Source organism: Paraburkholderia dioscoreae, from assembly GCF_902459535.1.
Taxonomy (GTDB): domain Bacteria; phylum Pseudomonadota; class Gammaproteobacteria; order Burkholderiales; family Burkholderiaceae; genus Paraburkholderia; species Paraburkholderia dioscoreae.
Map to the genome: position 1 here is coordinate 1,970,064 of NZ_LR699554.1, position 21,949 is coordinate 1,992,012.

Sequence of the window (21,949 nt, forward strand, 5' to 3'; positions counted from 1 at the left end):
GGGTTGTTGAAGAGGCGTGCGGAGTGGGAGACGAGCGGGCGAATGAAACGGGTGTTGGAAAAGGCGCGCCGGACCCGCCTCATCTGCGCGTTCCCGCGGTCGGGACGTACGGTCGCTTGCTTCTAGCGCTTCCAGCGCTTCTAATTCATACAATCACGCATCAAGACTACGTACGAGCGGGTGCGAAAAACGTAGCGCTGCCCGTAAGATCGGGTTCCACCCGGAGTGGAAACTGTGCGAAGGCACACGGAGAACCCCGCATACGACGGTTGCCGGAAGGCGGCCATCGGTTTTTGTAGTGGCGCCAAGGCAAGCAAAAACGGCGGCCCAAAGGCCGCCGTCCACTTTTCCCACCACCACTAAATCAAACCGCTACTTCAGCCTCGGTTTCACTGACCACTTCCACTTCTTCGCTATTACGGATCAGGTAATCGAATGCCGAGAGCGATGCCTTTGCGCCCTCTCCCACGGCGATCACGATCTGCTTGAACGGAACCGTAGTCACGTCGCCGGCGGCGAATACACCCGGCACCGAAGTCGCACCGCGCGCATCGACGACGATCTCGCCGTGCTTCGACAACTCGACCGTGCCCTTGAGCCACTCGGTGTTCGGCACGAGACCGATCTGCACGAATACGCCTTCCAGTTCGACCTGCTTCACTTCGCCCGAGCGCAGATCCTTGTAGACCAGACCGTTGACCTTCTTGCCGTCGCCGGTGATTTCCGTGGTCTGCGCCTGCGTGACGATCGTCACGTTAGCCAGGCTGCGCAGCTTGCGTTGCAGCACTTCGTCGGCACGCAACGTAGCGCCGAACTCGAACAGCGTCACTTCACGCACGATACCCGCGAGGTCGATGGCCGCTTCAACGCCCGAATTGCCGCCGCCAATCACCGCAACGCGTTTGCCTTTGAACAGCGGACCATCGCAGTGCGGGCAATACGCCACGCCGTGATTGCGATACTCTCGCTCGCCCGGCACATTGATTTCGCGCCAGCGCGCGCCCGTTGCCAGAATGATCGTCTTCGCCTTCAGCACGGCGCCGTTCGCGAGACGAATTTCGTTGATGCGGCCCGGAATCAGCGCTTCGGCGCGCTGCACGTCCATGACGTCGACTTCGTAGCTCTTCACGTGCTGTTCGAGCGCCGCGGCGAACTTCGGCCCTTCGGTTTCCGTCACGGAGACGAAGTTCTCGATGGCCAGCGTATCGAGCACCTGACCGCCAAAGCGCTCCGCCACCACGCCCGTCGCGATACCCTTGCGCGCCGAGTAAATCGCCGCAGCCGCCCCCGCGGGACCGCCGCCGACGATCAGCGTATCGAACACCGGCTTCTTTTCCAGTTCCTTCGCGGCACGCGCACCGGCGTTCGTATCGAGCTTCGCGAGAATTTCCTTCACGCCGCTGCGGCCCTGGCCGAACACTTCGCCGTTCAGGAACATGGTCGGTACCGCCATGATCTGGCGCGCTTCGACTTCATTCTGGAACAGGGCGCCGTCGATCGCCACGTGGCGGATGCGCGGGTTGATCAGCGCCATCACGTTCAGTGCCTGGACGACTTCCGGGCAGTTCTGGCATGACAGCGAAAAATACGTTTCGAATTGATAGTCGCCGTCGAGATTGCGGATCTGTTCGATCACGGCGTCTTCGAGTTTGACCGGATGGCCGCCGACCTGCAACAGCGCGAGGACGAGCGACGTGAATTCATGACCCATGGGAATGCCGGCGAAACGGATGCCCGTTTCCTTGCCCGGCTCGCCGATCGAAAACGACGGCTTGCGCTCGGCGTCGCCACGACGCTCGATCACGGTGACGCGGTCCGACAACGTCGCGATATCGTTCAGCAATGCCAGCAGCTCTTGCGATTTTGCGCTGTCGTCCACCGACGCGACGATCTCAATAGGCCTGCTAACCTTTTCGAGGTACGTTTTCAACTGAGTCTTGAGATTGGCATCAAGCATGGCTATTCGATTCCGTGACGATGGGTGTTGGGTTCCCGGCGCCGCACGCGTCCGGATAGAACTGGTGCGGTCCGGGGACGTGCGAACCACTGTAAGAAGCGGCCCGCACGGTGATGCGCCGCGAGGCGCCTACTGCGTCAGGTCGTGAGACCTTAGATCTTGCCGATCAGGTCCAGCGACGGGGTCAGCGTTTCAGCGCCCGGCGTCCACTTGGCGGGGCACACTTCACCCGGGTGAGCCGCGATGTATTGCGCCGCCTGCACCTTGCGCAGCAGTTCGCCCGCGTCACGGCCGATGCCGTTGTCGTGAATTTCGGCCACTTTGATCTCGCCTTCCGGGTTGATCACGAACGTGCCGCGCAGCGCCAGGCCTTCTTCTTCGATCAGCACGTCGAAGTTGCGCGAGATGGCGAGCGTCGGGTCGGCGACCATCGGGTACTTGATCTTCTGGATCGTGTCCGACGTGTCGTGCCATGCCTTGTGGGTGAAGTGCGTATCCGTCGAGACGCTGTAGATTTCAACGCCGAGCTTCTGGAATTCGGCGTAGCGATCGGCCAGGTCACCCAGTTCGGTCGGGCAGACAAACGTGAAGTCAGCCGGATAGAAAACGAAAACCGACCACTTGCCCTTCAGGCTTTCTTCAGTGACGGTCACGAATTCGCCGTTGTGATAAGCCTGTGCTTTGAACGGTTTGACTTGACTATTGATGATCGGCATTTGCTGAGTCCTCTTTCGGAGTGGTTGGAAGTGGAGTCAGTATGTCAGACGACGCTTAATAGGTAAAGCGGATTGTATTAATCATAGCGATAGTCTGACGCTATCCGAAGATTCCCGATCGCGGTCATCCGGTGGAGGGGTCTTTCATGAGACGCCAGAGGGTGGTCCGGCCGATTCCCAGCGCCCGGCTTGCCGCAGCGCGGTTGCCGCCGGCCTTCTCAAGGGCGTGCAGAACGTCCTCACGGGTCGGGCTTACGCGCGCCGGGGTGGTTTCGGCGGTGGCATGTGAACCGTTCGACCCGTTCGCCCCGCCTGGACCCTCTGCGCCGCTTGCGTTTTCCCTAGCGGCCGCCCGCTGCTCCATGCGTCCGAACTCTGGAAACACCGCCCGCCAATCCAGACCGGCTTCGCCGCCGGGATAGATCGCAGCGCGCGTCAGCAGATTTTCCAGCTCCCGCACATTGCCGGGCCACGCGTAGTGCGCGAACAGCGGCGCGAGAAACGCCAGCACCCGCTCGAGCGCGGCCTCCGACAAGCCATATTGGAGCGCGCCGCGGCTTAACAAGTGCCGCGCCAGTTGTGGAACATCTTCACGCCGTTCGCGTAGCGGCGGCAATTCTATCTGAAGCAGATTCAGACGAAAATACAAATCCGCACGAAACGCGCCCTGCTCGACCAGTGCGTGCAGGTCGCGGTGCGTGGCGGCGATTACCCGCACGTCGACCGGCGTGGCCCGTCCCGAGCCGAGCTTCATCACCTCGCGCTCCTGCAGAACCCGCAGCAGACGGCTTTGCAGCGCCGCCGGCATCTCGCCGATTTCGTCGAGGAAAATCGTTCCTGTGTGCGCGATTTCGAAGAGCCCCGGCTTGCCGCCACGCCGCGCGCCGGTGAACGCGCCTTCCTCGTGGCCGAACAGTTCACTTTCGATCAGCCCCTCGGGCAGCGCCGCGCAATTGAACGCGACGAACGGATTGCCGCGCCGCGGGCTCGCATTGTGGATGCCCTGCGCGACCAGTTCCTTGCCGGTTCCGCTTTCGCCGGTGAGGAGCACGGTGGCGTCGTGCGCCGCGCCCGCGCGCGCCAGACGCCGCACCCGCTCGAGCGCCGCCGAGTTGCCGATCAGATCGTCCAGTTGATGCCGCGCGACCAGATGCTTCGGCCGCTGGCTGGTCCGCAGCGAGCGGTCGATCCGCTGCGCAACCAGAGCATCCTGCAGCGTCACGACCGACCCGGAGCGCACGCCCTGCTCCACGATCGGCAAGCAGTTGACGATCAGCGCGCGGCCGCCGATCTGCTCGATCCGTTCTTCGATCGGCGTATCGTGCTCCAGCGTCTCGCGCAGCAGCGGCCCGACGGCGCGCTCCACCTGCCCCGGCACGTCCCGCTCGCGGTCGAGGCCGAGCAGATCGAGCATGGCCGGATTGACGGCTTCGACCTGGCCGGCTTCGTCGAAAGCAGCGACGCCGTCGCGCAGATGCGCCACGATCGTGTTCAGGCGCACGCGCTTCGATTCCTTCTGGCGGCTCACGCGCGCCAGTTCGACCGAGCGTTCGAACGCTTCTTCGACCGCGCCGAGCGAATACAGGAAAACGCTCGCGAGGCCCGCCTGCTGGGCAAAATCGCAAGCCATGCCGGGCCCGATGATGACGCTGCAGCCTTCGGCGGCGAGATTGTCGACCGCGAGCCGCACTTCGTCGATCGAGCGGTAGGCGCGCTGTTTCAGGCCGACTTTTAGCCAGGCGCTCAGGTCGCTCAGTTCGTGCGAGATCGTTTCGTGCAGCACGAGGCCGATCTGCGCATTGGGCCACGTGGTCGTGGCGCGGGTGATCGCGCCCAGCACGTCAAAGCCGTTCACCTTGACCATCACCACCGGCACGTTCAGGTTGTCGCGCAGGTAGGCGCCGTTCGATCCGGCGGCCAGCACCACGTCGACCGAGCCGGCGTCCACGTAGGCTTGCAAGGCGGTGACGGCGGCGCCGTAGCCTTCCCGAACCGAAAAGAATTTCGCGCGCCCGGCGTAGCGTGGCGCGACGGTCTCGCAAAGCGACCGCAACCGGCTGATACTCACCAGTGCGACGCCGGGGCGGCCCGGATCGGAATTCGTAAAGGATGACGTGAAAGTGGACACGGCGGCACTCCGCTCTACATTGGAACGTTCCATGAAACGTTCCACGGAACACCACGCCCATTGTGCCACGAAGCGCCGTGCCGCTGCTTGCCCGCTAACCTGTTGATTGTCCGAAACAAATCGCCGACGCCGCCAAATGGCACGCTTCCTGCAAAACAACGCCTACGTATATCTGCCCTTTTCTTCTGGAGACACACCGTCATGAGCACTTCCGCTACCCGCCGCGCCGCCTTCCGCGCCAAAGTCAACGAACGCCAGGGCCTGCTCGTGCCCGGCGCCTTCAATGCGATGAGCGCGCGCGTGATCGAGGACGCCGGCTTCGAGGCGATCTACATCACAGGTGCAGGCGTCACCAACATGTCGCTCGGCCTGCCGGACCTCGGGTTCATCGGCCTTGCCGAAGTGGCTGAACACACGGCGCGGATTCGCGACGCGGTTGCTCTGCCGCTGATCGTCGACGCCGACACCGGCTTCGGCAACGCGCTGAACGTGCGCCAGACGGTGCGCGTGCTCGAACGCAGCGGCGCCGACGTGATCCAGTTCGAAGACCAGATCATGCCGAAGAAATGCGGCCACTTCTCCGGCAAGGAAGTGGTAAGCGCAAGCGAGATGGTCGGCAAGATCCGCGCGGCCGTGGACGCCCGCGAAGACGGCAATCTGCAGATCATGGCGCGCACCGACGCGGCCGCGGTCCACGGCATCGAGGACGCGATCGAGCGCGGCCACCGGTTTATCGAAGCCGGCGCCGACATTCTGTTTATCGAAGCGACCGAATCGCTGGCGGACATCGAACGTCTGCCGGGCCTGTTCGACAAGCCGCAACTGATCAATATCGTGATCGGCGGCAAGACGCCGGTGCAATCGCGCGAAGCACTCGCCAAACTCGGTTACGGCATCGTGCTGTACGCGAACGCGGCGCTGCAAGGCGCGGTGCTCGGCATGCAGCGCGCACTCGGCACACTGAAGAGCAATGGCCGCCTCGACGAGGACGCCACGCTCGTCGCGCCGTTCAGCGAACGCCAGCGCCTCGTCAACAAGCCGCTGTACGACAAGCTGGACCGCGAGTACGCCGCGAAAGACTGAGCGGCGCATAGAAGACAGTATTTCCGGTAAACGGGCGCACGGGCAGGCCGGCTTGCAGGCACGCCGCGTGCGCCCGCTGCCTTGCACGCGGCGGCGACAATGATCTCCGCCAGCGGTATGGCGCCATTTATTGCGTTAGGATTCAGGGCTAGCGCTCGCGTGCCGACCTGGATGGCGTCGCCGGCGCGTCACCCGCGGGCGCGATCGGGTCGCTCGTCCGCCTCGTCCACTTCGTCCACTTCGTCCGGATGCCGGAAACACGTTTTCGAAAGGTAGTCGCAAGAACATGAAGGCCAAACCACCGCGCCCAGCGCGTCGGCACGCCCACGGCACCGGCGCCCACACGGGTTCGCACGGCGCTGCACGCAGCGCGGCGGGAACAGCGCAATGAGCGGCAACGAGACACGCACCGCGCATGTCGGCTGGCTGCCGTATATCGTCGCGGCCACCTTCTTCATGGAGTACCTCGACACCACCGTGATCGCCACCGCGTTGCCGCAGATGGCGCATTCGTTCGGCGTCGGTCCCAACAGTCTCAGTCTCGGCATGACGGCCTACATGCTGGCGCTGGCGATCTTCATTCCGGCAAGCGGCTGGGTCGCCGACCGCTGCGGCTCGCGCACCGTGTTCTTCAGCGCGATCGGCGTGTTCACCGTGGCCTCCGTGCTATGCGGTCTCTCGCAGAACGTCGTGGAGTTCACCGCGGCCCGTCTGTTGCAAGGCATGGGCGGCGCGATGATGGTGCCGGTGGGCCGCCTGATCGTGGTCCGCAGCACCGAAAAAAGCCGCATGATGCAGGCGATTTCCACCATTACGTGGCCGGCGATTGCGGCGCCCGTGGTCGGGCCTCCGATCGGCGGTTTCATCACGACTTACGCGTCGTGGCGCTGGATCTTCCTGCTCAACGTGCCGTTCGGCCTCGCGGCAATGGCCGTTGCGCTCGCGCTGGTGCCCAACCTGCGCGGCACCGAGCGCAAGCCGCTCGACGTGGTCGGCCTGCTGCTGAGCGGCGCGACCTTGACGGCGATTCTGTACGGCGCGGAACTGGCGAGCCAGCCCGGCGAAAATCCGTGGGTGGCCGGCGCGATTATTCTCGGCGGATTGCTGATGGGCGTGGTGGCCTTCCAGCATGCGAAGCGTCATCCGCATCCGCTCGTCGACGTCTCGACGCTGAAGATCCCGACCTTCTCGGTCACTGTGGTGACGGGTTCGTTCACGCGCATCGGCATCGGCGCGGTGCCTTATCTGATGCCGCTGCTTTTCCAGGTGGGCTTCGGCCTGTCGGCGTTCAAGTCGGGGCTGTTGCTGCTCGCGAGCGCGCTCGGCAACCTCGGCATGAAGGCGCTGACCACGCGCATCCTGCAGCGTTACGGTTTCCGCATGGTGTCGATCGTCGACGTGACGGTGGCCGGCGTGTTCATCATCGCATGCGGACTGCTCACGCCGAACGTGCCGCTCATGCTGGTGCTGTTCGTCGTATTCGTCTACGGCGTGGCGCGTTCGATGCAATTCTCCACGCTCGCCACGCTGGCCTATGCCGACGTCGCGCAACCGCAGATGAGCGCGGCCAGCACGCTGTGGAGCGCGGCGGCGCAGATGACGATCGGTCTCGGCATTGCGTTCGGCGCCGTGTCGCTGCGCGCGGCGGCCTTCTTCAACGGCGAGACCACGGGCCGCATTTTCACGCTCGACGATTTCCGCCTCGCGTTTCTGTTCGCGGGCGTGGTGACGCTTGTATCGGTGACGGGTTACATGGGCCTCGCACGCGATGCCGGACAGAGCATAGGCGGCGGGTCGCGAGGCAGCGAGGATCCGGCGAAGGGTTGACGTCGGCGCGCGCTTTGACAGAACAGGCGGAGATACGCGGTGCAAACACACGAGCTGACGATTTCGAGCAACAAGGCAGATCTCGAGATGGAGACGGTCTACACGTTTTTGTCGCAAGAGACCGCGTGGGCCAAGGGCATGCCGCGCCAGACTTTCGAGCGGGCCGTCGCGGGCTCGCTATGTTTCGGCGGCTATATCGAAGGCCGGCAGGTCGCGTTCGCGCGACTGATTACGGACGGCGCGACCTTCGCGTACCTGTGCGATGTGTTCGTGCTGCCGGATTATCGCGGCAAAGGATACGCATCCACATTGATGAAGCACGTGTTCGCCAGTCCGTCGCTCCAGGGTTTGCGAAGAATCGTGCTGGTGACGACAGACGCGCATCACGTGTACGAGCCGCATGGCTTCACGGGGCTCGCGAATCCGGAACGCTATATGGAGTTGCATAACCCGGACGTCTACAGGACGGCCTGAGCGCGACGCGAGCGAGGCCCCCGCGCTGTCATCGGCATGCCACGTTGGACGGTTAATTTGCTGCGAGAATAGCAACCGCAGAAAAACCGTCCCCAGCCCATGCCACAGCATTCCGCGCGCGACAGCCGCAGCGATTCCCTCAACGGCGGCTGCCTTGTTTAAGGCCGCTTCCGCCAGCGCGCTGCTCAATGCTTTCCTTTCGGCGATGCAGATCGCCATTGGCTTCATGGCGGATTCGGACGGCCTCTTTGCCGACGGCGTCCACACCTTGAGCGACCTCGCCGCCGATAGCGTCGTGCTGATCGTGCTGTACCTCACCACCAGACACCAGCGTGCGAAGCCGCGCATGGTCGGCAACAGCGCCGACCGCGGCATCGAGCAGGCACTGGCCGCGCTGTTCATCGCCGCCGTGCTGACGATCACCGCCGTCGATATGCTCTGGAGCAGCATCGCACAAACCTCCACACTGAGCGGCGGCACCGCGTTGCATATCGGCGCGCTCGCGGTCAGCGGTTTCGTGATGCTCGCAAAGGAAGCCCTGTTTCGCTATTTGCGGGCCGAAGGCGCGCGCACCGGTTCGGCGATTCTGCTGGCAAGCGCGTGGCATGCGCGTGTCGACGCGGTGTCTGCGTTGGTCGCAACCTTGGGCCTGGCCGGCAGTCTGGCCGGCATGCCGATGCTGGATCACATTGCCGGCGCGGCGATCGGTCTGATGATCATGCGCATGGGCTACACAAGCGGCCGCGGCGCGTTGAAACAACTGTTCGCCAGCGCGCCGGGCACCGCCCCCGCCGGTCAGGCGGCTGAATAGAACCTGGGACCGGCTTGCGTCAGCCGTAAGCGCGTTCGCGCATCCACTTCGTCATGATCCATTTGTCGCCGGAGAGCACCGGCGCACCGCCGTGCAAGGTCAACGGATCGAGTTGACGCCGGCCGTTCATATAGCGGAAATACACCGCGCCGCCCTGGCTTGCCGCGACCGACATGCCCGCTTCCGGGAAAATCGTTTCGCCGCCGTCGGGCACGTCGTTCAGATAGATCACGAGTGTGGCCACGCGCTGGCCGCCCTGCGCGGTGTGCACCGTGCTGCCGGGTTGATCGGGCGGGAAGTAGTCGAAATGCGGGCGGTATTCGCCGGTCGTGCCGTAGCGCAGAATCTGCAAGCCTTCGCCGTTTTCGACCGGCCAGTTCATCAGACTCGAAATGCGCCGGTCCATCCGCTCGATGAACGGATCTTCGCCGCGCTGATACCAGATCCCTTCGCTGGTGCGATTGCGGATCACGTCTTCCTTGCCGGTGGCCGGATTCACCGTGGTGGAGCGTTTCAACCGATGCCGCGAGCGTTCGATCATCTCCGCGCATTCGTCGGGCGACAGCACATCGGCGAACACGATCATCTGCGGCCGCTCGCAGCGCATCACCACACGCACGTCGCGATCGTACGCCCGGATCAGATTGCCGCGCGCAACGGGCGGATCGTCGTACTGATAGGTTTGCGGCGCGGCTTTGGCAAGCGCAGCCTCGGTCGCCGCCGCCGCGGCAAAGGCGGGATTCGCCGGGTTCTGGCCGAAGGTTTTATGCACGGCCACGCGCGCGGCGTCGGTGGCGAAACCGGCCTGCACCATCGCGTCGATCATCGAACCCGGACTGCAGCCGCGCGCCACGTTGCTGCTCAGCCACTCTTCCCATGCGGCATCTACTACTGGCATAACTTCCTCGCTCGTCCGCTTGAAGAAATACAGCATCACTTCGCTGAATGATAGCAAGCGTGCGCTGGCGGACGCGGGTCTTGGCTCCTGGCTCTCGGCTCCCGGCCCGACATTCAGGCGCGCGGTTGCCGGCGCCGGTAGATGTCGAGGCCCTTTCGCGCCTGGGCGCGGATTGCGCGCTGCACGAGCGGCGACCAGCCGAGCAGCGTTCCTTTGAGGCCCAATGCCTGACGCGTCCAGCTCCATAAATCGAAGCTGTCGCGATGTTCGACGATGCGACCGTCGCGGAACACGAAGCGGGCGTCGATGCGGTTGACCACCGCGCGCCCCGTCTGACTGAAGAGATAACTGGCGACCCAGCGGGCGCGGCCGCTACGGTCGTCCGCTTCGACGCCCTCGAACGTCAGCGAGAAATCCTGCGCGCGTGCCACCAGCATGCGCCACATGTCGCGCGCTTCGTCGCCGTGCAACTCGCCGAAGGCGGGGTCGCTGAAGACGACGTCGTCGGCATAACAGGCCACCATGTTTTCGGCGTCGCGTTGCTGAAACGCCCTGTAGAAACGCTGGATCAGTTCGGTGTTGGGATGGCTCATTGTTTTGATATCGTGCGTTGCCCGGTTATGAAGGCGATCCGGAAAGCGGCCCGCCAGACAATAGACGGCGGACACGCAGCACACGATATCGGAAAACCACGCCCACGGGGGCGACGCGGCGTCCTATCCGTTCGACGTCACGCCACGCGCCCGCGCGGCTTCGCCCCTGCCGGCCAGCAGCCAGACACCGGCCGCGATCGACACCGCGACGGCCGCGGCAAGCCCCAGCGCGGCGGCAAAGCCGCTCGCAAAGCTCGCGTGCGCCGCTCCCAGCAGCATGGTCCGCACAGCAGGCGGCAGCGTCGCGGTGGCCTGCGCGGCATCGCCGGCCAGCACGCGCGACATGAAGCCGGCATCGAGGGCGCCTTTCACCTCGGCGGTGAGCGGCACAGCCGCGACGAACGCCGTGCGGGTGCGCGCCGCGAGCACTGCGCCGAGCACCCCGACCGACATGACGATGGCCGTGAAGCGCGTCGTCGTGCTGATACCGGAAGCCATGCCGGTCCGATCCGGCGGCACACAGGCCATGATCGCCTTCTGCGTGTCGCCGTTCAGAATCCCCGCGCCGAGTCCCGTCACGATCATGCCGAAGGCGACCAGCAGATAGCGCGCGCCGTCCGCAGTCAGCGCCGTCAGCAGATTGCCGAGCGCGATCAGCAACAGGCCCGTGGACAGCAAGCTCATGCTCGACATACGCTTGCCGAGCGCAGCGCCAATGTACGGTCCGAGCACCATCGAAAGCGCGAACGGCAGCATGCCGACACCCGCGGCCACGGCCGACAGACCGAACGCGTTCTGCAAATACAGCGGCAAGAACGTCATCATCACCTGTGCGCAGGCGGCGTAACCGAACATGGCGAGCACCGCGGCGACAAAGCGCGGCTGCCGGAACAGCGCGAGATCGACCATCGCATGGGCGCGCAACCGTTGCACCTGGACAAAGGCGCCGAACAGCAGCGCGCAGGCCGCGAGCCGCGTGGCGGTGGGCCAACTCGCGAGGCCGTCGGCGGGCACCTCGATCAACGCCCAGATGCCGAGCGCCAGCGCAATGCCGAACAGAAGGCTGCCGGCGATATCGAGCGGACCGGGGTTCGGATTGCGCGACTCGCCGATCGCACGTGAGGTGCACCACGCGAGCACCGCGCACACCGGCAGATTCAGCAGAAAGATCCAGCGCCAGCCGAGCCATTGCGTGATGACGCCGCCCACCAGCGGCGCGACCGTGGTGGCGAGGCCCATGCAGGTGCCCCACACGGCCCACGCGCGCACGCGGGACGGGCCCTCGCGAAACGTGTTCGCGATCACGGCAAGCGCGGCGGTGAGCAGCATCGCGGCGCCAACGCCTTTGACCGCGCGCGCGGCGTTCAACACCGCTGCCGTCGGCGCCACGCCGCAACCGAGCGACGCCAGAAAAAACACCGCGAGCCCGAGCAGCAGCATTTTCTTGCGGCCGACGCGGTCGGCGAGACCGCCCGCGGGCAGCAGGCACGACGCGAACGCGACCATATACGCGCTGACGACCCATTCGACGTCGGCGAAACTCGCGTGGAACGAGCGCGCGATCGAGGGCAGCGAGACCGCCACGACATTGGTGTCCAGCACGATCAGCGCGCAGGTGGCCGACGCCGTGGCCAACACGAAGGCGGGATTGACGGCTCGCGCCGATGGTGGCGATGACGGCGGCGCTGCGCGGCGTGCGAAGAGAGGCGGCATACAGACAACTATGACGGGTGGAAAGTCACCTGATAGTAGCGAAGCCTCTATTAACTGTCATTGGCATAAAATCACAGAATAATTAGTTTATTGGAAATACAGAAATCATGCGGCAACTCGAACTCCGCCATATCCATGCTTTCGTCTGCGTCGCGAAACAGCTTCATTTCTCGCGCGCCGCCGAAGAATTGGGGATCGCCGCGCCGTCGCTGACCAAGCTGATTCAGGAGGCTGAACGGCTGCTCGGCGTGCGGCTCTTCCATCGCACCAAGCGCTCGGTGGCGCTGAGCGCGGCGGGCAGCGCGTATCTCGCCGAGGCGCGCGTCGCGCTCGATCACCTCGCGCGCGGCGAAGAGCGCGCGGTGCTGGCCGAGCGCGGCGAACTCGGGCGGATCGAAGTCGGCTACGTCGCGTCGGCGGCTTATGCGGGCGTGTTGCAGCGGGACGTGGGCGGATTTCGAGGCTCGCATCCGGGCGTCGACATTTCGATCCGCGAGGTGCCGATGGACAACGTTGCCGCCATGCTGCGCGACGGCCTGCTCGACGCGGCCTACGTGCGCCCACCCATGCCGCTCGCCGACGGCATTCAGGCCACGACTGTGCATCGCGACCAGTTCGTCCTCGCGCTGCCGGCCGACTGCGCGCTGGCGGCCTCGGCGAGCATCAGGCCGGCGCAACTGCGCGACCAGTGCTTCGTGCTGCCGGAACAGGAAGCCGGCACTTTCGAAGTGGCACGGCGCGGCCGTTTCTCAGCGCGGCTCGGACCGCGCCCCGGCACGCTCGCGTCGGTGCTGGCCTGTGTGTCGCTAGGCGGCTATGTCGCCGTCGTGCCGCATACGCTGGCCGACTGCATCGCGTTGCCGGGTGTGGTGTACCGCGCTATCGCCGGTCAACCCATCGCGTCGGAGATCGCGATTGCGTTCCGGAAGTACGAACGGGCCCCGGCCGTGAAGGCATTTCTCGACTTCGCCAGGCGCAAGTGATGCCGGTCTGAAACCGGCGCAGCGCACCGGCAAACGGCTTCTGTTCAACACGCCAGCCTCGTTTCGTTATATCCTGCGGAATATCACGGTAGCCTTCGTGGTGCGTGGCCGTGCGTCTTCCGGAGCGTATTCAGCCGGTCTGTCAGCCGCGCGCGACGAGGCAAAACCAGCAAAGCAGGAGCCAGCAGCGGTGCGCAGCCGATCCAATTCAACCCGCCCGGCAGGACGCCTTGGGCGCTTGCCGAACGAGCTTTCGTCGACCATCGTCGCGGTGAAGTCGGCGTCCGAGCGCGGCCGCGCCGAATCGATCCGCGATGTGGTCGACGCCTACCGGCGTCTCTACGGCAGCGTGCAGCGTTTCGTGCTGATGCTGACCGACGACCGGTTGAATTTCGCCTCGGTCGGCACGTCCGGCTCGCACTCGCTGAACCAGTTGCTGTCGATCCTCGCCGAGCACGCAAGAGGTGCCGCTTTCGTGCGTCTGCGCGATCTGAAAGCGGCGATCGAGGAAGCGCGCTCCGCTGAACAACTGCGCGACGCGATTTTTTCGGACCTGTTCAGCAACGATCTGGCGGCGCTGCGCAAGGTGGTCGCCGAACTCGAACGGCTCGATGCGGCCTTTGTGGGCCTGTGCGTCGGCCACGTGCTCGAACAGCACGCGCGGACGGTGGACGAAACGGGGCCGGCCGGCGGCAAACGTGCCAACGCTTCGAGCAGAACGGACACCGCTGCGCTCCGGCGCAAGACGCGCGTCGCCGAGCCCGCCCTCGCCCGCTCCAACGACTGATTCGCGACCGCCGCAAATGAACGCCTTCAAATGAACGCTTTCTCTCGTCCACCGTTATATCTTTCCGAATATATCGCCGACCACGCTCGCGCGGCAGAAGTGCGCGGCGCGCTCGGCACGCACTTTCGTTCCGCCTGACACCGAACCGGATTCGAGATTCCCATGCATACGCCCCCGTTCCGTCTCGCCCAGCCCACGCGTCTGAAACTGTCCGGCGACGAGCTTGCCGTGACCGGCATTCGCGCCGCCGATCCGTGCTGCACGCCCGCCAAGGTGTCGTTCCCGAACGCCAAACGGCGCGCGCGCCTCGCCGAACTCGACAGCCATCTGCATTGCTCGATCATCGGCACATGTCTTGGCACGCACGAATTGCGCAAGCTGGTGCCCAAATTCACGGGACTCGATCGGCACGACGCGAGCGACCTCGAGATTCATCACTCGGCAGTCGAACTCGCGATCGAAGGCGGCGCGGCCGCCAAAGCGCTGAACAAGCTGCTCGACGAACGTTATGCCGGCGCGATCCGCCGCTTCGACAAAGCCGCCGACGACGTCGATCTGCTCAAGCTTTGGGACGAGGCGCTGAAAAGCGGCGACATTCCGCCGGCCTACTGGGCCTTGATGACGCATCCCTATGCAACCATGCCCGTGCGCCAGAAAGCGTTCGGCGAATTGCACATGCTGTCGCATCTGGTGGGCGCCGCCAATCGCGCGGACATTCGCCGGTTGGTCGCACTGGAAGAGGAAAACGCCGTACTGAAAGAAAAAATCGAACGGCAGCAGAGCCGTTTGCAGGAACTCAGCCTGCAACGCGACGCGTCGATCGCCGCGCTCGACCAGCGGACCGCCCAGTTGACTGCGCAGACAAGCCGTCAGACACCGGCCGACGCCACCAATCTCGAAGCCGAGGTGCAACGGCTACGAGACAAACTGGCCGATGCCGATCAGCGCGTCGCGCTGCATACCAGTCGCCGCGAAGCCGCGGAGCAGCGTGTGTTCCATGAACAGGACGCGGCGCTCGCGCTACGCAAGAGCTACGACCAGACGCTGACGCTGCTCAAGCTGGTGCAAAGCGAATGCGATGCCCTCGAGCACGCGACGCTGCACGCCGCGGACGCAGCGAGCGGAGCGGGCGCGCGCCGGACGAGCCTCGACAGTGTGCGGGGCAAACGGATCGTGTATGTGGGCGGCAGGCCGGGCTCCAACGCCGCGCTCAAGCGCCTCGTGGAAGCGGCCGGCGGCGATCTGGTCGTGCACGACGGCGGCGTGGAAGATCGCAAAGGCCTGCTTGCCGCAGCGTTGCCGGGTGCGGATCTCGTGGTGTTTCCGGTTGATTGCGTCGACCACGATTCGATGAACACGCTCAAACGTGTGTGCGAGCGGCATCAGATCGACTATCACCCGCTGCGCACGGCAAGCGTGGCGAGCTTTGTCGAATTGATGGCCCGCCTGCACCCCGAAAACCTTGCGCAACTCGGCAATCCTCCGACTTCGGCATTTTGCCTGCGACACGGCTAGGACTGCCCTGCCAGAACAAGGGTTCAGGAGCGGATCAGCCTGGTGAGTTCAGCGATCTGTTTGGCGCAACTTCGCTGTGCTTCGGCTTCGACGTCGCGATACAGGCGAATGATGGTCTCGCCGATCGGCGTGAGCGTGCAGCCGCCGCCGCTTTGTCCGCCCTGCTCCGAATGCGTGGCAGGCGACTTGAGCGAACGGTTCAGTTCGTCGATCAGGAGCCATGCGCGCCGGTACGACATATCGAGGCTGCGCGCCGCCGCCGAGATCGAACCGAATTCGCGCACGGCTTCGAGCAATTCGACTTTGCCCGGCCCTAAAGCGACCGCGTCTGCGCTACGAATGCGCATTCTGAAGCGCACTTCGGGGCGCGCCTTCGCGGCTTTTTTTGCCGCGGGTGCGGGTTTGGTTTTTGGGGTGTCAGCCATGCACGAAAGCATACACGAACCGCTTCGCGCTGCCACCTGGCCGAACCGCCATCAGCGAAGGCCTGGAATGCGGCGGACCACGACATTACACGCGCCGGCTACGGCTCGCGTGCACTTACGCCAAAGATGCCAGCACGTGTGCCTCGATTCGCGCGAGCCGTTTGACATGGCGCGGCGCGGGCAGGATGTCCGATCCGGAAAACAGAATCGGCGCGCCCTCTTCAGCGTCGAGCGCACGGCCGCCGCATTCGTAGGCGACCATCACGTTCTCGCCCACGGGCGTGTTGAAGAGTTCGTGCCATGAAAACGTCACGACATAGCCGTCATGTCCCACAGCGACGAATACCGTGCGCTTGAATTCGCCCGGCACGCTATCCGGCAGACCCGCTTCCGTGATGAGCGTGGTCAGACGCACGCCGCGATACGGCTCGACACTGCGGATAAAGCGGTTCGTCGTATAGCAACGCAGATCGAACGGCGTGGCCACCACGCTTTCGTAGCGTCTGAGCTGATCAAGATCGAACGAAAGCGGCCGCCGGAATCGTCCGCTCAGCACGAGCGCGCCTGCAACGGCGGGCGCGGCAATCACATTCACATTTACACTATCCATCTGCGGTTATCTCCAGCATCGACGCCCGAGCGGCCTGTTCACTCGTTATGTCCGTGTGTATATTACGCTTCGATGGCTGCCTGCGCGCAAAACCGCCCCGATACGCACTATATCGCCGGACATATCGGTTGATCGGCCGGCCTCATCCCGATTCATCACAGTCACGGCACGCGTGGGCGCGCTGGCATGCGGCCAGTGTTCTGCGGGCCGGTTCAGGAGATCACATGCGCTTCTCACCCGCCTGGCAACGCACCACGCGCCTCGCTCTCGTCAGCCTCGGCCTGATCGCAGCGCTCGCCGGTTGCGGCGGCGACGAGGTCACTGTCGTGCCGCAAAAGATCGCCGTTGGCGCGTCGCCGAACGGCATTGCGGTGCGCGCGGCGGACGGTGCCGTCTTCATCACCGACGACCAGACCAGCAGCGTGCTCTCCTCGCCCGATGGCCGTACATTCGCGCACTATGCGAGCGTGCCGGCGGTGGCCGGCCAGTCGAACAGCCTGAGCCAGTTGAGCTTCGCCGACGCTTCCGCGCTGATGATCGAGCGCTTCGGTTTGGGCACCGCAAGCGCGGTGTTCAGCATTACGGGCGCCGATACGATCGCGGCACTCAGCGGTCCGGATCCGGCGCGACGCCGCCTCGGTCTGATCTCGATCGGCTCGAACCGCCTGCTCTCGACGTGGTTCATCAAGAACGGCAGCAATCCTCCGCAAGGCGGCCTCAGCCTCATTACTTACGATCCCATCGCCCATACGGCGGTCGAACGCGATCTGCTCAGCGGCTTGGGCAAGCCGGTCGGGATCGCCGTATCGGGCGACGCGCTCTATGTCTCGGACCAGGCCAACAACGACATCGTCAAGGCGAGTCTGAGCGCGCTGCTCGGCGGATCCCAGGCCGTCGCGCCGAACGGCACGTTCGCGCAGATCAACAGCCCGGACCTGATGGCCGTCGACGCAAGCGGCACGCTGTACACCAAATGCAACGCCACCGGCCTGTGCCGGATCGCGCCGGACGGCACGATCAGCGTGCTTGCAAACGACTTTCAGGACGCCCGCGGCGTGGCCGTCGATGCGCCGCGCGGCCGGCTGTACGCGATCGACCGCGCCGCCAGCGCGAACGGCACCAGCTACGTGCGGACATTCCCGCTCAATTGATCCGGCAGGCAACGCCGTCACACAACGTAATGCGGTGACGTCGTAATATAGCGCTCTTAATAACGTATCGGGGTTATCGCATGATTCGCAAGCTGCTCGCTTCTCTCGTTGCTCCACTCGTGGCCGTGACCGGCATCGTGACGGCCACGCCCGCCCTGGCGCAGGACAACACCGTCAACGTGCTCTATGCCGGCTCGCTCGTCAATCTGATGGAGCGCAGCATCGGCCCGGCATTCGAGAAGGCTACCGGCGAGCATTTCCGCGGCTACGCGGCAGGCTCGAACAAGATCGCCAACGAGATCAAAGGCAAACTGCGCCGCGGCGACGTATTCATCAGCGCGAGCCCCAAGGTGAACGACAGCCTGATGGGGGCCGCGAACGGCGACCACGTCACGTGGTACGTGAATTTCGCCGAATCGCCGCTGATGATCGGCTATAACCCGCAAAGCAGATTCGCCGCGCAGTTCAGGAGCAAGCGCTGGGACCAGGTGCTGCAGGAGCCGGGCATCCGGATTGGCCGCACCGATCCGAAGCTCGACCCCAAGGGCGCGTTCACCGTCGAGATGATGAACAAGGCGGCGGCGCTCTACCATCAGCCGGATCTCGTCGAAAAGACGCTTGGCGCGGCGGACAATCCTGAGCAGGTGCTGCCCGAGGAAACCCTGGTTGGCCGCCTGCAATCCGGCCAGCTCGACGCCGGCTTCTTCTATTCCACCGAAACATCCGACCTGAAGATTCCGGCGCTCCGCCCGGCGCCCGAATTGCAGGCCAAGGCCAGCTACACGCTGACGATTCTCAACGATGCGCCAAACCGTGAAGGCGCGAGCAGCTTCGCCGACTTCCTGTTGAGCGCGAAAGGCCGCGAGCTGCTCAAGCAACATGGCGTGGACGTCGTCAAACCGACCGTGAGCGGCAACGTGCAAGCCATGCCGCCTTCGCTGCAAGCCGTGATCGACGCCGCCACGCAGTAAGCGCGGTGAAACGCACCGCTGCGCGACCGCTCTTGTGGCTGGCGGCGCTGCTGGCCGTCTATCTGTGCGCGCCGTTTGTCGCGAGCGTGCCGCAGCTCGGCGCCGCGGACTGGGCGAACGTGGATTGGCGCGCGACGTGGTCGGCGGTCGGGGTATCGGCGGCCAGCGCCAGCGTAGCTTCGCTCGCGATTCTGCTGGGCGGCGTGCCGCTCGGCTATTTTCTGGCGCGCTCGACCTCGCGCAAAGTGGCGCTGCTCGGCTTTTTCGTGCAGTTGCCGCTGGCGCTGCCGCCGCTCACGAGCGGCGTGCTGCTGCTGTTTCTGCTCGGCCCGTATAGCTGGGTCGGTCAGTTGAGTCGCGGCATGCTGACGGATTCGTTCGCCGGCATCGTGCTCGCGGAAGTATTCGTCGCCGCACCCTTTCTGATCATTGCCGCCAAGTCCGCGTTCGCCGCCGTCGATCCGGTGCTCGACGACGTCGCCGCGACGCTCGGTCATCGCGCCGGCAGCCGCTTCTTCCGGGTCATGTTGCCGGTTGCGTGGCCGGCGATTCGCGCCGGACTCGCGCTCGCCTGGCTGCGCGCGTTCGGCGAATTCGGCGCGACCGTGATGGTGGCCTATCACCCGTATTCGTTACCGGTCTATACGTATGTCGTATTCGGCGGCCAGGGGCTTCCGGCGATGATGCCGTTACTCCTGCCTACGCTCGCCATCGCGATCGTCTGCGCGGCGCTGTCGATCTACAGCCTTCGGCAAAAGAGCGCGCTCGAACAGACAGAAAACGGCGACGACACGCTCGAACCCGGCGCGGACCTGACGGCGAGCCGCAGTGAAACCGCCGACCTTCGCCTCGCCTTCCATTTGCAGCGCCGGCTCGGCGCGTTCGAGCTCGACATCGCATGGACGCCCGCCACGCGGCGCCTTGCGATCATCGGGCCGTCGGGCTCGGGCAAGTCGCTGGCGCTGCGTCTGATTGCGGGACTCGAGTCCAACGCGTCGAGCAGTGTGACGCTCGGTGCGACGCGATTGGACGCGTTGCCGCCCGAGCGCAGGCAGATCGGCTATATGCCGCAAGACTACGGCCTGTTTCCGCATATGACGGTGGCACAGCAATTGGCTTTCCCGGTCGATGCCGATCCTGCCAGCGCGCGCTACTGGCTCGACCATCTGGGCCTTGCGCAACTGGTCGCGCGCCTGCCGCATCAATTGTCGTTTGGCCAGCGCCAACGGGTGGCGCTGGCGCGAGCACTAACACGCCACAGCGAACTGCTGCTGTTCGACGAGCCGTTCGCGGCGCTGGATACGCCGCGGCGGCGCCGCTTGCAGCAGTCGCTGCGGGCCTTGCAGCGCGAGATCGCGGCGGTGACGATCATCGTCACGCACGATCCGGATGAAGCCGCCTTGCTGGCCGACGAAGTACTGGTCGTCGAACAGGGCCGCGTGCTGCAAGCGGGCTTTATCGACGCTGTGTTCGAGCGGCCCGCTTCGATGCGGGTGGCCGGTCTGCTCGGCTTGCACAACGTCGGCGAAGGGGTGATGAGCGCTTCGGGACACGTAGAGATCGCGCAGGGCTTCGTGATCGGCACGGCCGACAGCGGGCTGGCTCCCGACGCCGGCCAGCACGTCATGTGGCGCGTCTCGTCGCATGCGATTGTCGTGTCGGAGGGCGGCATGCATGCCGGCGTGGTCGACGCGGTCGAATTGCGGCGCGGCGAGCGTTATGTCCGGGTGAATATCGCCGGAGTGCGGTTCGACATTGCCGATGAAGATACCCGGCTGCGTGAAGGCGCGCCGTGCCGGGTCGATATCCGCGCTTCAGGCGTGGCCGTCTGGCAAGCGGGTGCCCCTCATCAGGCTTCGTGCGCGTGAGCGCGGCGCCTGATCTCCGCAAGCGATACATCCACCAGCAGCTTGCCGGAATCGAAGACCGTCACCAGCGCCTCTTCCCAATCGCCCTCGACCGTGTGAGCGTCCCACGCAACCGGCAGCGTGGCGGTTCGATACTCGCCGGTGTGCCGATTCACCAGCAACGTCAGCCGCCCTTTCATCGAGCGCTTTGCGGCGTCCGTAATCGGATCCTTGAGGACGTCGTGCCACTCGTCGCCTAAACGGATCGCCGAGCATTTCATCGCGAAGCGCTGCGTGTCGCGGTTGATCTGCTGCAACAGCGCGCCGCCCATGCCGAACACGATGTTATCCGCCGCGAAACCGGCCTGGTCCAGGGCGGCGAGGATCGCTTCGATCGAATCGGGATTCACGCCGTCGCCCTGAATCACGCGCACGTTGTTGAGCACGCGCCGCCCTTTGCCGTTCACCGCCGATCCGAACGACGCCTCTAGCGCCTGCATGGTTTGCAGTACTATCGTCCGCGGATCGCCGGAGTCGGGCCGGATCACGAGCATGCCGCCGGAATCGAGCACCGCCTGCTTCAACTCCGTGCCCCAGACGCGGAGCGCGGCGAACAGATCGTAGGAATCGGACACCACCGAAACGATCGCGCCGGGCTTGCCGAACTGCGCAATCATGTTGCGGAACGCGTCGGTTTCGCGCTCGCGGCCCCATGAGGTGATCGTGCTGTGCTCCGCTGCCGGCACGGAAAACGCCGCCATCGTTTCGTTGTAGTAGCGGTTCGCCGCAGCCACGCCGAGCACGGTATCCGAGCCCATGAAACTGACGAGATGCGCCGCGCCGCCGATCGCCGCCGACTCCGCGCTCGACACCCCGCGCGCGCCGAAGTCATGCAGCTTGAACGGCAATTGCGTGAGGTCGTCACTGCTCTTCAGCAGATAGCTGCGGATCGTATTGCGCAGATGCCAGCTTTGCGTCGCCACCGTAACCGGATACCACACGCGCAGCAGCATGGTTTCCAGATACGAAGCCAGCCAGAACACCTGCGGATCGTCGCATTCGACCGTGACGAGCACGTTGTGCGTCGGCACGACCGAGCCTTCCGGCACCGCGCGAATGCGCACCGGCAGATAGCCGCCGTACTGCCCGACGACGTGGCGCCAGCCGGCTTCGTTGAACGGCTCGCCGTGCGCGGTGAAAAACGCTTTGGCCTGATCGATCATGGCCGGCGTGACCGGACGGCACAGATATTCCTTGATCAGCATCTGCAAGCCGAAGAACAGCGTGCGATCGTAGCGCCCGCCGCGCGATTCGATGTACGAGAACATCGCCGACGCTTCGGGTGGATATTGCAGGTAGTGCGATGCCTTGTACGAATCCGTGTTGAGAATCGGATTGGAGAGGATCGACGCGATATCGTTGAGACCGTTGGACTCGTTTTGCATGGGCGATGCGGCGCT

Annotated in this window: 19 protein-coding genes; 10 read left to right on the forward strand and 9 right to left on the reverse strand. The window is 64.7% G+C overall.

Annotated elements, in window-relative coordinates:
* Positions 1-364: 364 nt before the first annotated feature.
* From ahpF to prpR, 3 genes are all read right to left on the reverse strand, one after another.
* Positions 365-1,957: an alkyl hydroperoxide reductase subunit F gene (gene ahpF / locus PDMSB3_RS29000; RefSeq protein WP_007177478.1), complete on the reverse strand. Its 1,593-nt coding sequence runs from the start codon at positions 1,955-1,957 to the stop codon at positions 365-367.
* Positions 1,958-2,109: 152 nt separating this feature from the next.
* Entirely contained in the window at positions 2,110-2,673 is a 564-nt protein-coding gene (gene ahpC / locus PDMSB3_RS29005) for an alkyl hydroperoxide reductase subunit C (RefSeq protein ID WP_007177479.1), read from the reverse strand.
* A 124-nt stretch (positions 2,674-2,797) separates the two neighbouring features.
* The gene (prpR, locus tag PDMSB3_RS29010; RefSeq protein ID WP_007177480.1) at positions 2,798-4,834 is read right to left on the reverse strand and encodes a propionate catabolism operon regulatory protein PrpR; all 2,037 of its coding nucleotides are present in this window, start codon (positions 4,832-4,834) and stop codon (positions 2,798-2,800) included.
* 168 nt (positions 4,835-5,002) lie between these two features.
* Here prpR and PDMSB3_RS29015 point away from each other — a divergent pair, with 168 nt between their 5' ends.
* From PDMSB3_RS29015 to PDMSB3_RS29030, 4 genes are all read left to right on the forward strand, one after another.
* Positions 5,003-5,884: an isocitrate lyase/PEP mutase family protein gene (locus PDMSB3_RS29015; RefSeq protein ID WP_007177481.1), complete on the forward strand. Its 882-nt coding sequence runs from the start codon at positions 5,003-5,005 to the stop codon at positions 5,882-5,884.
* Positions 5,885-6,271: 387 nt separating this feature from the next.
* A complete protein-coding gene (locus PDMSB3_RS29020; protein ID WP_165188506.1) occupies positions 6,272-7,711 on the forward strand; it encodes an MFS transporter in 1,440 nt (479 codons plus the stop codon).
* 39 nt (positions 7,712-7,750) lie between these two features.
* Complete coding sequence (locus tag PDMSB3_RS29025) at positions 7,751-8,185, forward strand: GNAT family N-acetyltransferase (protein ID WP_007177483.1); 435 nt, start codon at positions 7,751-7,753, stop codon at positions 8,183-8,185.
* Between the two features lie 154 nt (positions 8,186-8,339).
* Entirely contained in the window at positions 8,340-8,996 is a 657-nt protein-coding gene (locus PDMSB3_RS29030) for a cation diffusion facilitator family transporter (RefSeq protein WP_007177484.1), read from the forward strand.
* 19 nt (positions 8,997-9,015) lie between these two features.
* Here the strand turns inward: PDMSB3_RS29030 and PDMSB3_RS29035 are convergent, their stop codons facing one another.
* The 3 genes from PDMSB3_RS29035 to PDMSB3_RS29045 all read right to left on the reverse strand — a co-directional run bounded on the left by PDMSB3_RS29035 (position 9,016) and on the right by PDMSB3_RS29045 (position 12,200).
* On the reverse strand, positions 9,016-9,894 hold the full coding sequence (locus tag PDMSB3_RS29035) for a 2OG-Fe(II) oxygenase (protein WP_165188508.1): 879 nt from the start codon (positions 9,892-9,894) through the stop codon (positions 9,016-9,018).
* A gap of 113 nt (positions 9,895-10,007) precedes the next feature.
* Positions 10,008-10,487, reverse strand: a complete 480-nt coding sequence (locus tag PDMSB3_RS29040; protein WP_165188510.1) for a nuclear transport factor 2 family protein — start codon at positions 10,485-10,487, stop codon at positions 10,008-10,010.
* A gap of 123 nt (positions 10,488-10,610) precedes the next feature.
* Positions 10,611-12,200: an MFS transporter gene (locus PDMSB3_RS29045; protein ID WP_007177487.1), complete on the reverse strand. Its 1,590-nt coding sequence runs from the start codon at positions 12,198-12,200 to the stop codon at positions 10,611-10,613.
* A 107-nt stretch (positions 12,201-12,307) separates the two neighbouring features.
* Between PDMSB3_RS29045 and PDMSB3_RS29050 the strand changes: the two genes are divergently transcribed.
* From PDMSB3_RS29050 to PDMSB3_RS29060, 3 genes are all read left to right on the forward strand, one after another.
* The gene (locus PDMSB3_RS29050) at positions 12,308-13,183 is read left to right on the forward strand and encodes a LysR family transcriptional regulator (protein ID WP_007177488.1); all 876 of its coding nucleotides are present in this window, start codon (positions 12,308-12,310) and stop codon (positions 13,181-13,183) included.
* A 238-nt stretch (positions 13,184-13,421) separates the two neighbouring features.
* Entirely contained in the window at positions 13,422-13,970 is a 549-nt protein-coding gene (locus PDMSB3_RS29055; RefSeq protein ID WP_232064351.1) for a hypothetical protein, read from the forward strand.
* A 162-nt stretch (positions 13,971-14,132) separates the two neighbouring features.
* Positions 14,133-15,485, forward strand: a complete 1,353-nt coding sequence (locus PDMSB3_RS29060; protein WP_165188512.1) for a DUF2325 domain-containing protein — start codon at positions 14,133-14,135, stop codon at positions 15,483-15,485.
* A 23-nt stretch (positions 15,486-15,508) separates the two neighbouring features.
* On the opposite strand, the gene PDMSB3_RS29065 is transcribed toward PDMSB3_RS29060, so the two are convergent.
* The gene (locus tag PDMSB3_RS29065) at positions 15,509-15,910 is read right to left on the reverse strand and encodes a winged helix-turn-helix domain-containing protein (RefSeq protein WP_007177491.1); all 402 of its coding nucleotides are present in this window, start codon (positions 15,908-15,910) and stop codon (positions 15,509-15,511) included.
* Between the two features lie 115 nt (positions 15,911-16,025).
* Positions 16,026-16,520 (reverse strand): molybdopterin-dependent oxidoreductase, encoded by a 495-nt coding sequence (locus PDMSB3_RS29070; RefSeq protein ID WP_007177492.1) that lies wholly within the window; start codon positions 16,518-16,520, stop codon positions 16,026-16,028.
* 224 nt (positions 16,521-16,744) lie between these two features.
* Between PDMSB3_RS29070 and PDMSB3_RS29075 the strand changes: the two genes are divergently transcribed.
* The 3 genes from PDMSB3_RS29075 (at position 16,745) to PDMSB3_RS29085 (ending at position 20,510) form a co-directional block, all read left to right on the forward strand.
* Complete coding sequence (locus tag PDMSB3_RS29075) at positions 16,745-17,671, forward strand: NHL repeat-containing protein (protein ID WP_165188514.1); 927 nt, start codon at positions 16,745-16,747, stop codon at positions 17,669-17,671.
* Positions 17,672-17,751: 80 nt separating this feature from the next.
* Positions 17,752-18,642, forward strand: a complete 891-nt coding sequence (locus PDMSB3_RS29080; RefSeq protein WP_197740284.1) for an extracellular solute-binding protein — start codon at positions 17,752-17,754, stop codon at positions 18,640-18,642.
* 5 nt (positions 18,643-18,647) lie between these two features.
* Complete coding sequence (locus PDMSB3_RS29085; protein ID WP_007177495.1) at positions 18,648-20,510, forward strand: ABC transporter ATP-binding protein/permease; 1,863 nt, start codon at positions 18,648-18,650, stop codon at positions 20,508-20,510.
* On the opposite strand, the gene PDMSB3_RS29090 is transcribed toward PDMSB3_RS29085, so the two are convergent.
* Positions 20,492-21,934 (reverse strand): nicotinate phosphoribosyltransferase, encoded by a 1,443-nt coding sequence (locus PDMSB3_RS29090; RefSeq protein WP_165188516.1) that lies wholly within the window; start codon positions 21,932-21,934, stop codon positions 20,492-20,494. The two genes, PDMSB3_RS29085 and PDMSB3_RS29090, sit on opposite strands and share 19 nt — an antisense overlap.
* Positions 21,935-21,949 lie beyond the last annotated feature (15 nt).

Bases quoted from the DNA above. Each gene is read 5' to 3' on its own strand.
- prpR (WP_007177480.1), bottom strand. From the start codon at position 4,834: ATGGAACGTTCCAATGTAGAGCGGAGTGCCGCCGTGTCCACTTTCACG.
- PDMSB3_RS29080 (WP_197740284.1), top strand. From the start codon at position 17,752: ATGATTCGCAAGCTGCTCGCTTCTCTCGTTGCTCCACTCGTGGCCGTG.
- ahpF (WP_007177478.1), bottom strand. From the start codon at position 1,957: ATGCTTGATGCCAATCTCAAGACTCAGTTGAAAACGTACCTCGAAAAG.
- PDMSB3_RS29040 (WP_165188510.1), bottom strand. From the start codon at position 10,487: ATGAGCCATCCCAACACCGAACTGATCCAGCGTTTCTACAGGGCGTTT.
- PDMSB3_RS29090 (WP_165188516.1), bottom strand. From the start codon at position 21,934: ATGCAAAACGAGTCCAACGGTCTCAACGATATCGCGTCGATCCTCTCC.
- PDMSB3_RS29050 (WP_007177488.1), top strand. From the start codon at position 12,308: ATGCGGCAACTCGAACTCCGCCATATCCATGCTTTCGTCTGCGTCGCG.
- PDMSB3_RS29035 (WP_165188508.1), bottom strand. From the start codon at position 9,894: ATGCCAGTAGTAGATGCCGCATGGGAAGAGTGGCTGAGCAGCAACGTG.
- PDMSB3_RS29015 (WP_007177481.1), top strand. From the start codon at position 5,003: ATGAGCACTTCCGCTACCCGCCGCGCCGCCTTCCGCGCCAAAGTCAAC.
- PDMSB3_RS29045 (WP_007177487.1), bottom strand. From the start codon at position 12,200: ATGCCGCCTCTCTTCGCACGCCGCGCAGCGCCGCCGTCATCGCCACCA.
- PDMSB3_RS29060 (WP_165188512.1), top strand. From the start codon at position 14,133: ATGCATACGCCCCCGTTCCGTCTCGCCCAGCCCACGCGTCTGAAACTG.
- PDMSB3_RS29065 (WP_007177491.1), bottom strand. From the start codon at position 15,910: ATGGCTGACACCCCAAAAACCAAACCCGCACCCGCGGCAAAAAAAGCC.
- ahpC (WP_007177479.1), bottom strand. From the start codon at position 2,673: ATGCCGATCATCAATAGTCAAGTCAAACCGTTCAAAGCACAGGCTTAT.
- PDMSB3_RS29070 (WP_007177492.1), bottom strand. From the start codon at position 16,520: ATGGATAGTGTAAATGTGAATGTGATTGCCGCGCCCGCCGTTGCAGGC.
- PDMSB3_RS29075 (WP_165188514.1), top strand. From the start codon at position 16,745: ATGCGCTTCTCACCCGCCTGGCAACGCACCACGCGCCTCGCTCTCGTC.
- PDMSB3_RS29020 (WP_165188506.1), top strand. From the start codon at position 6,272: ATGAGCGGCAACGAGACACGCACCGCGCATGTCGGCTGGCTGCCGTAT.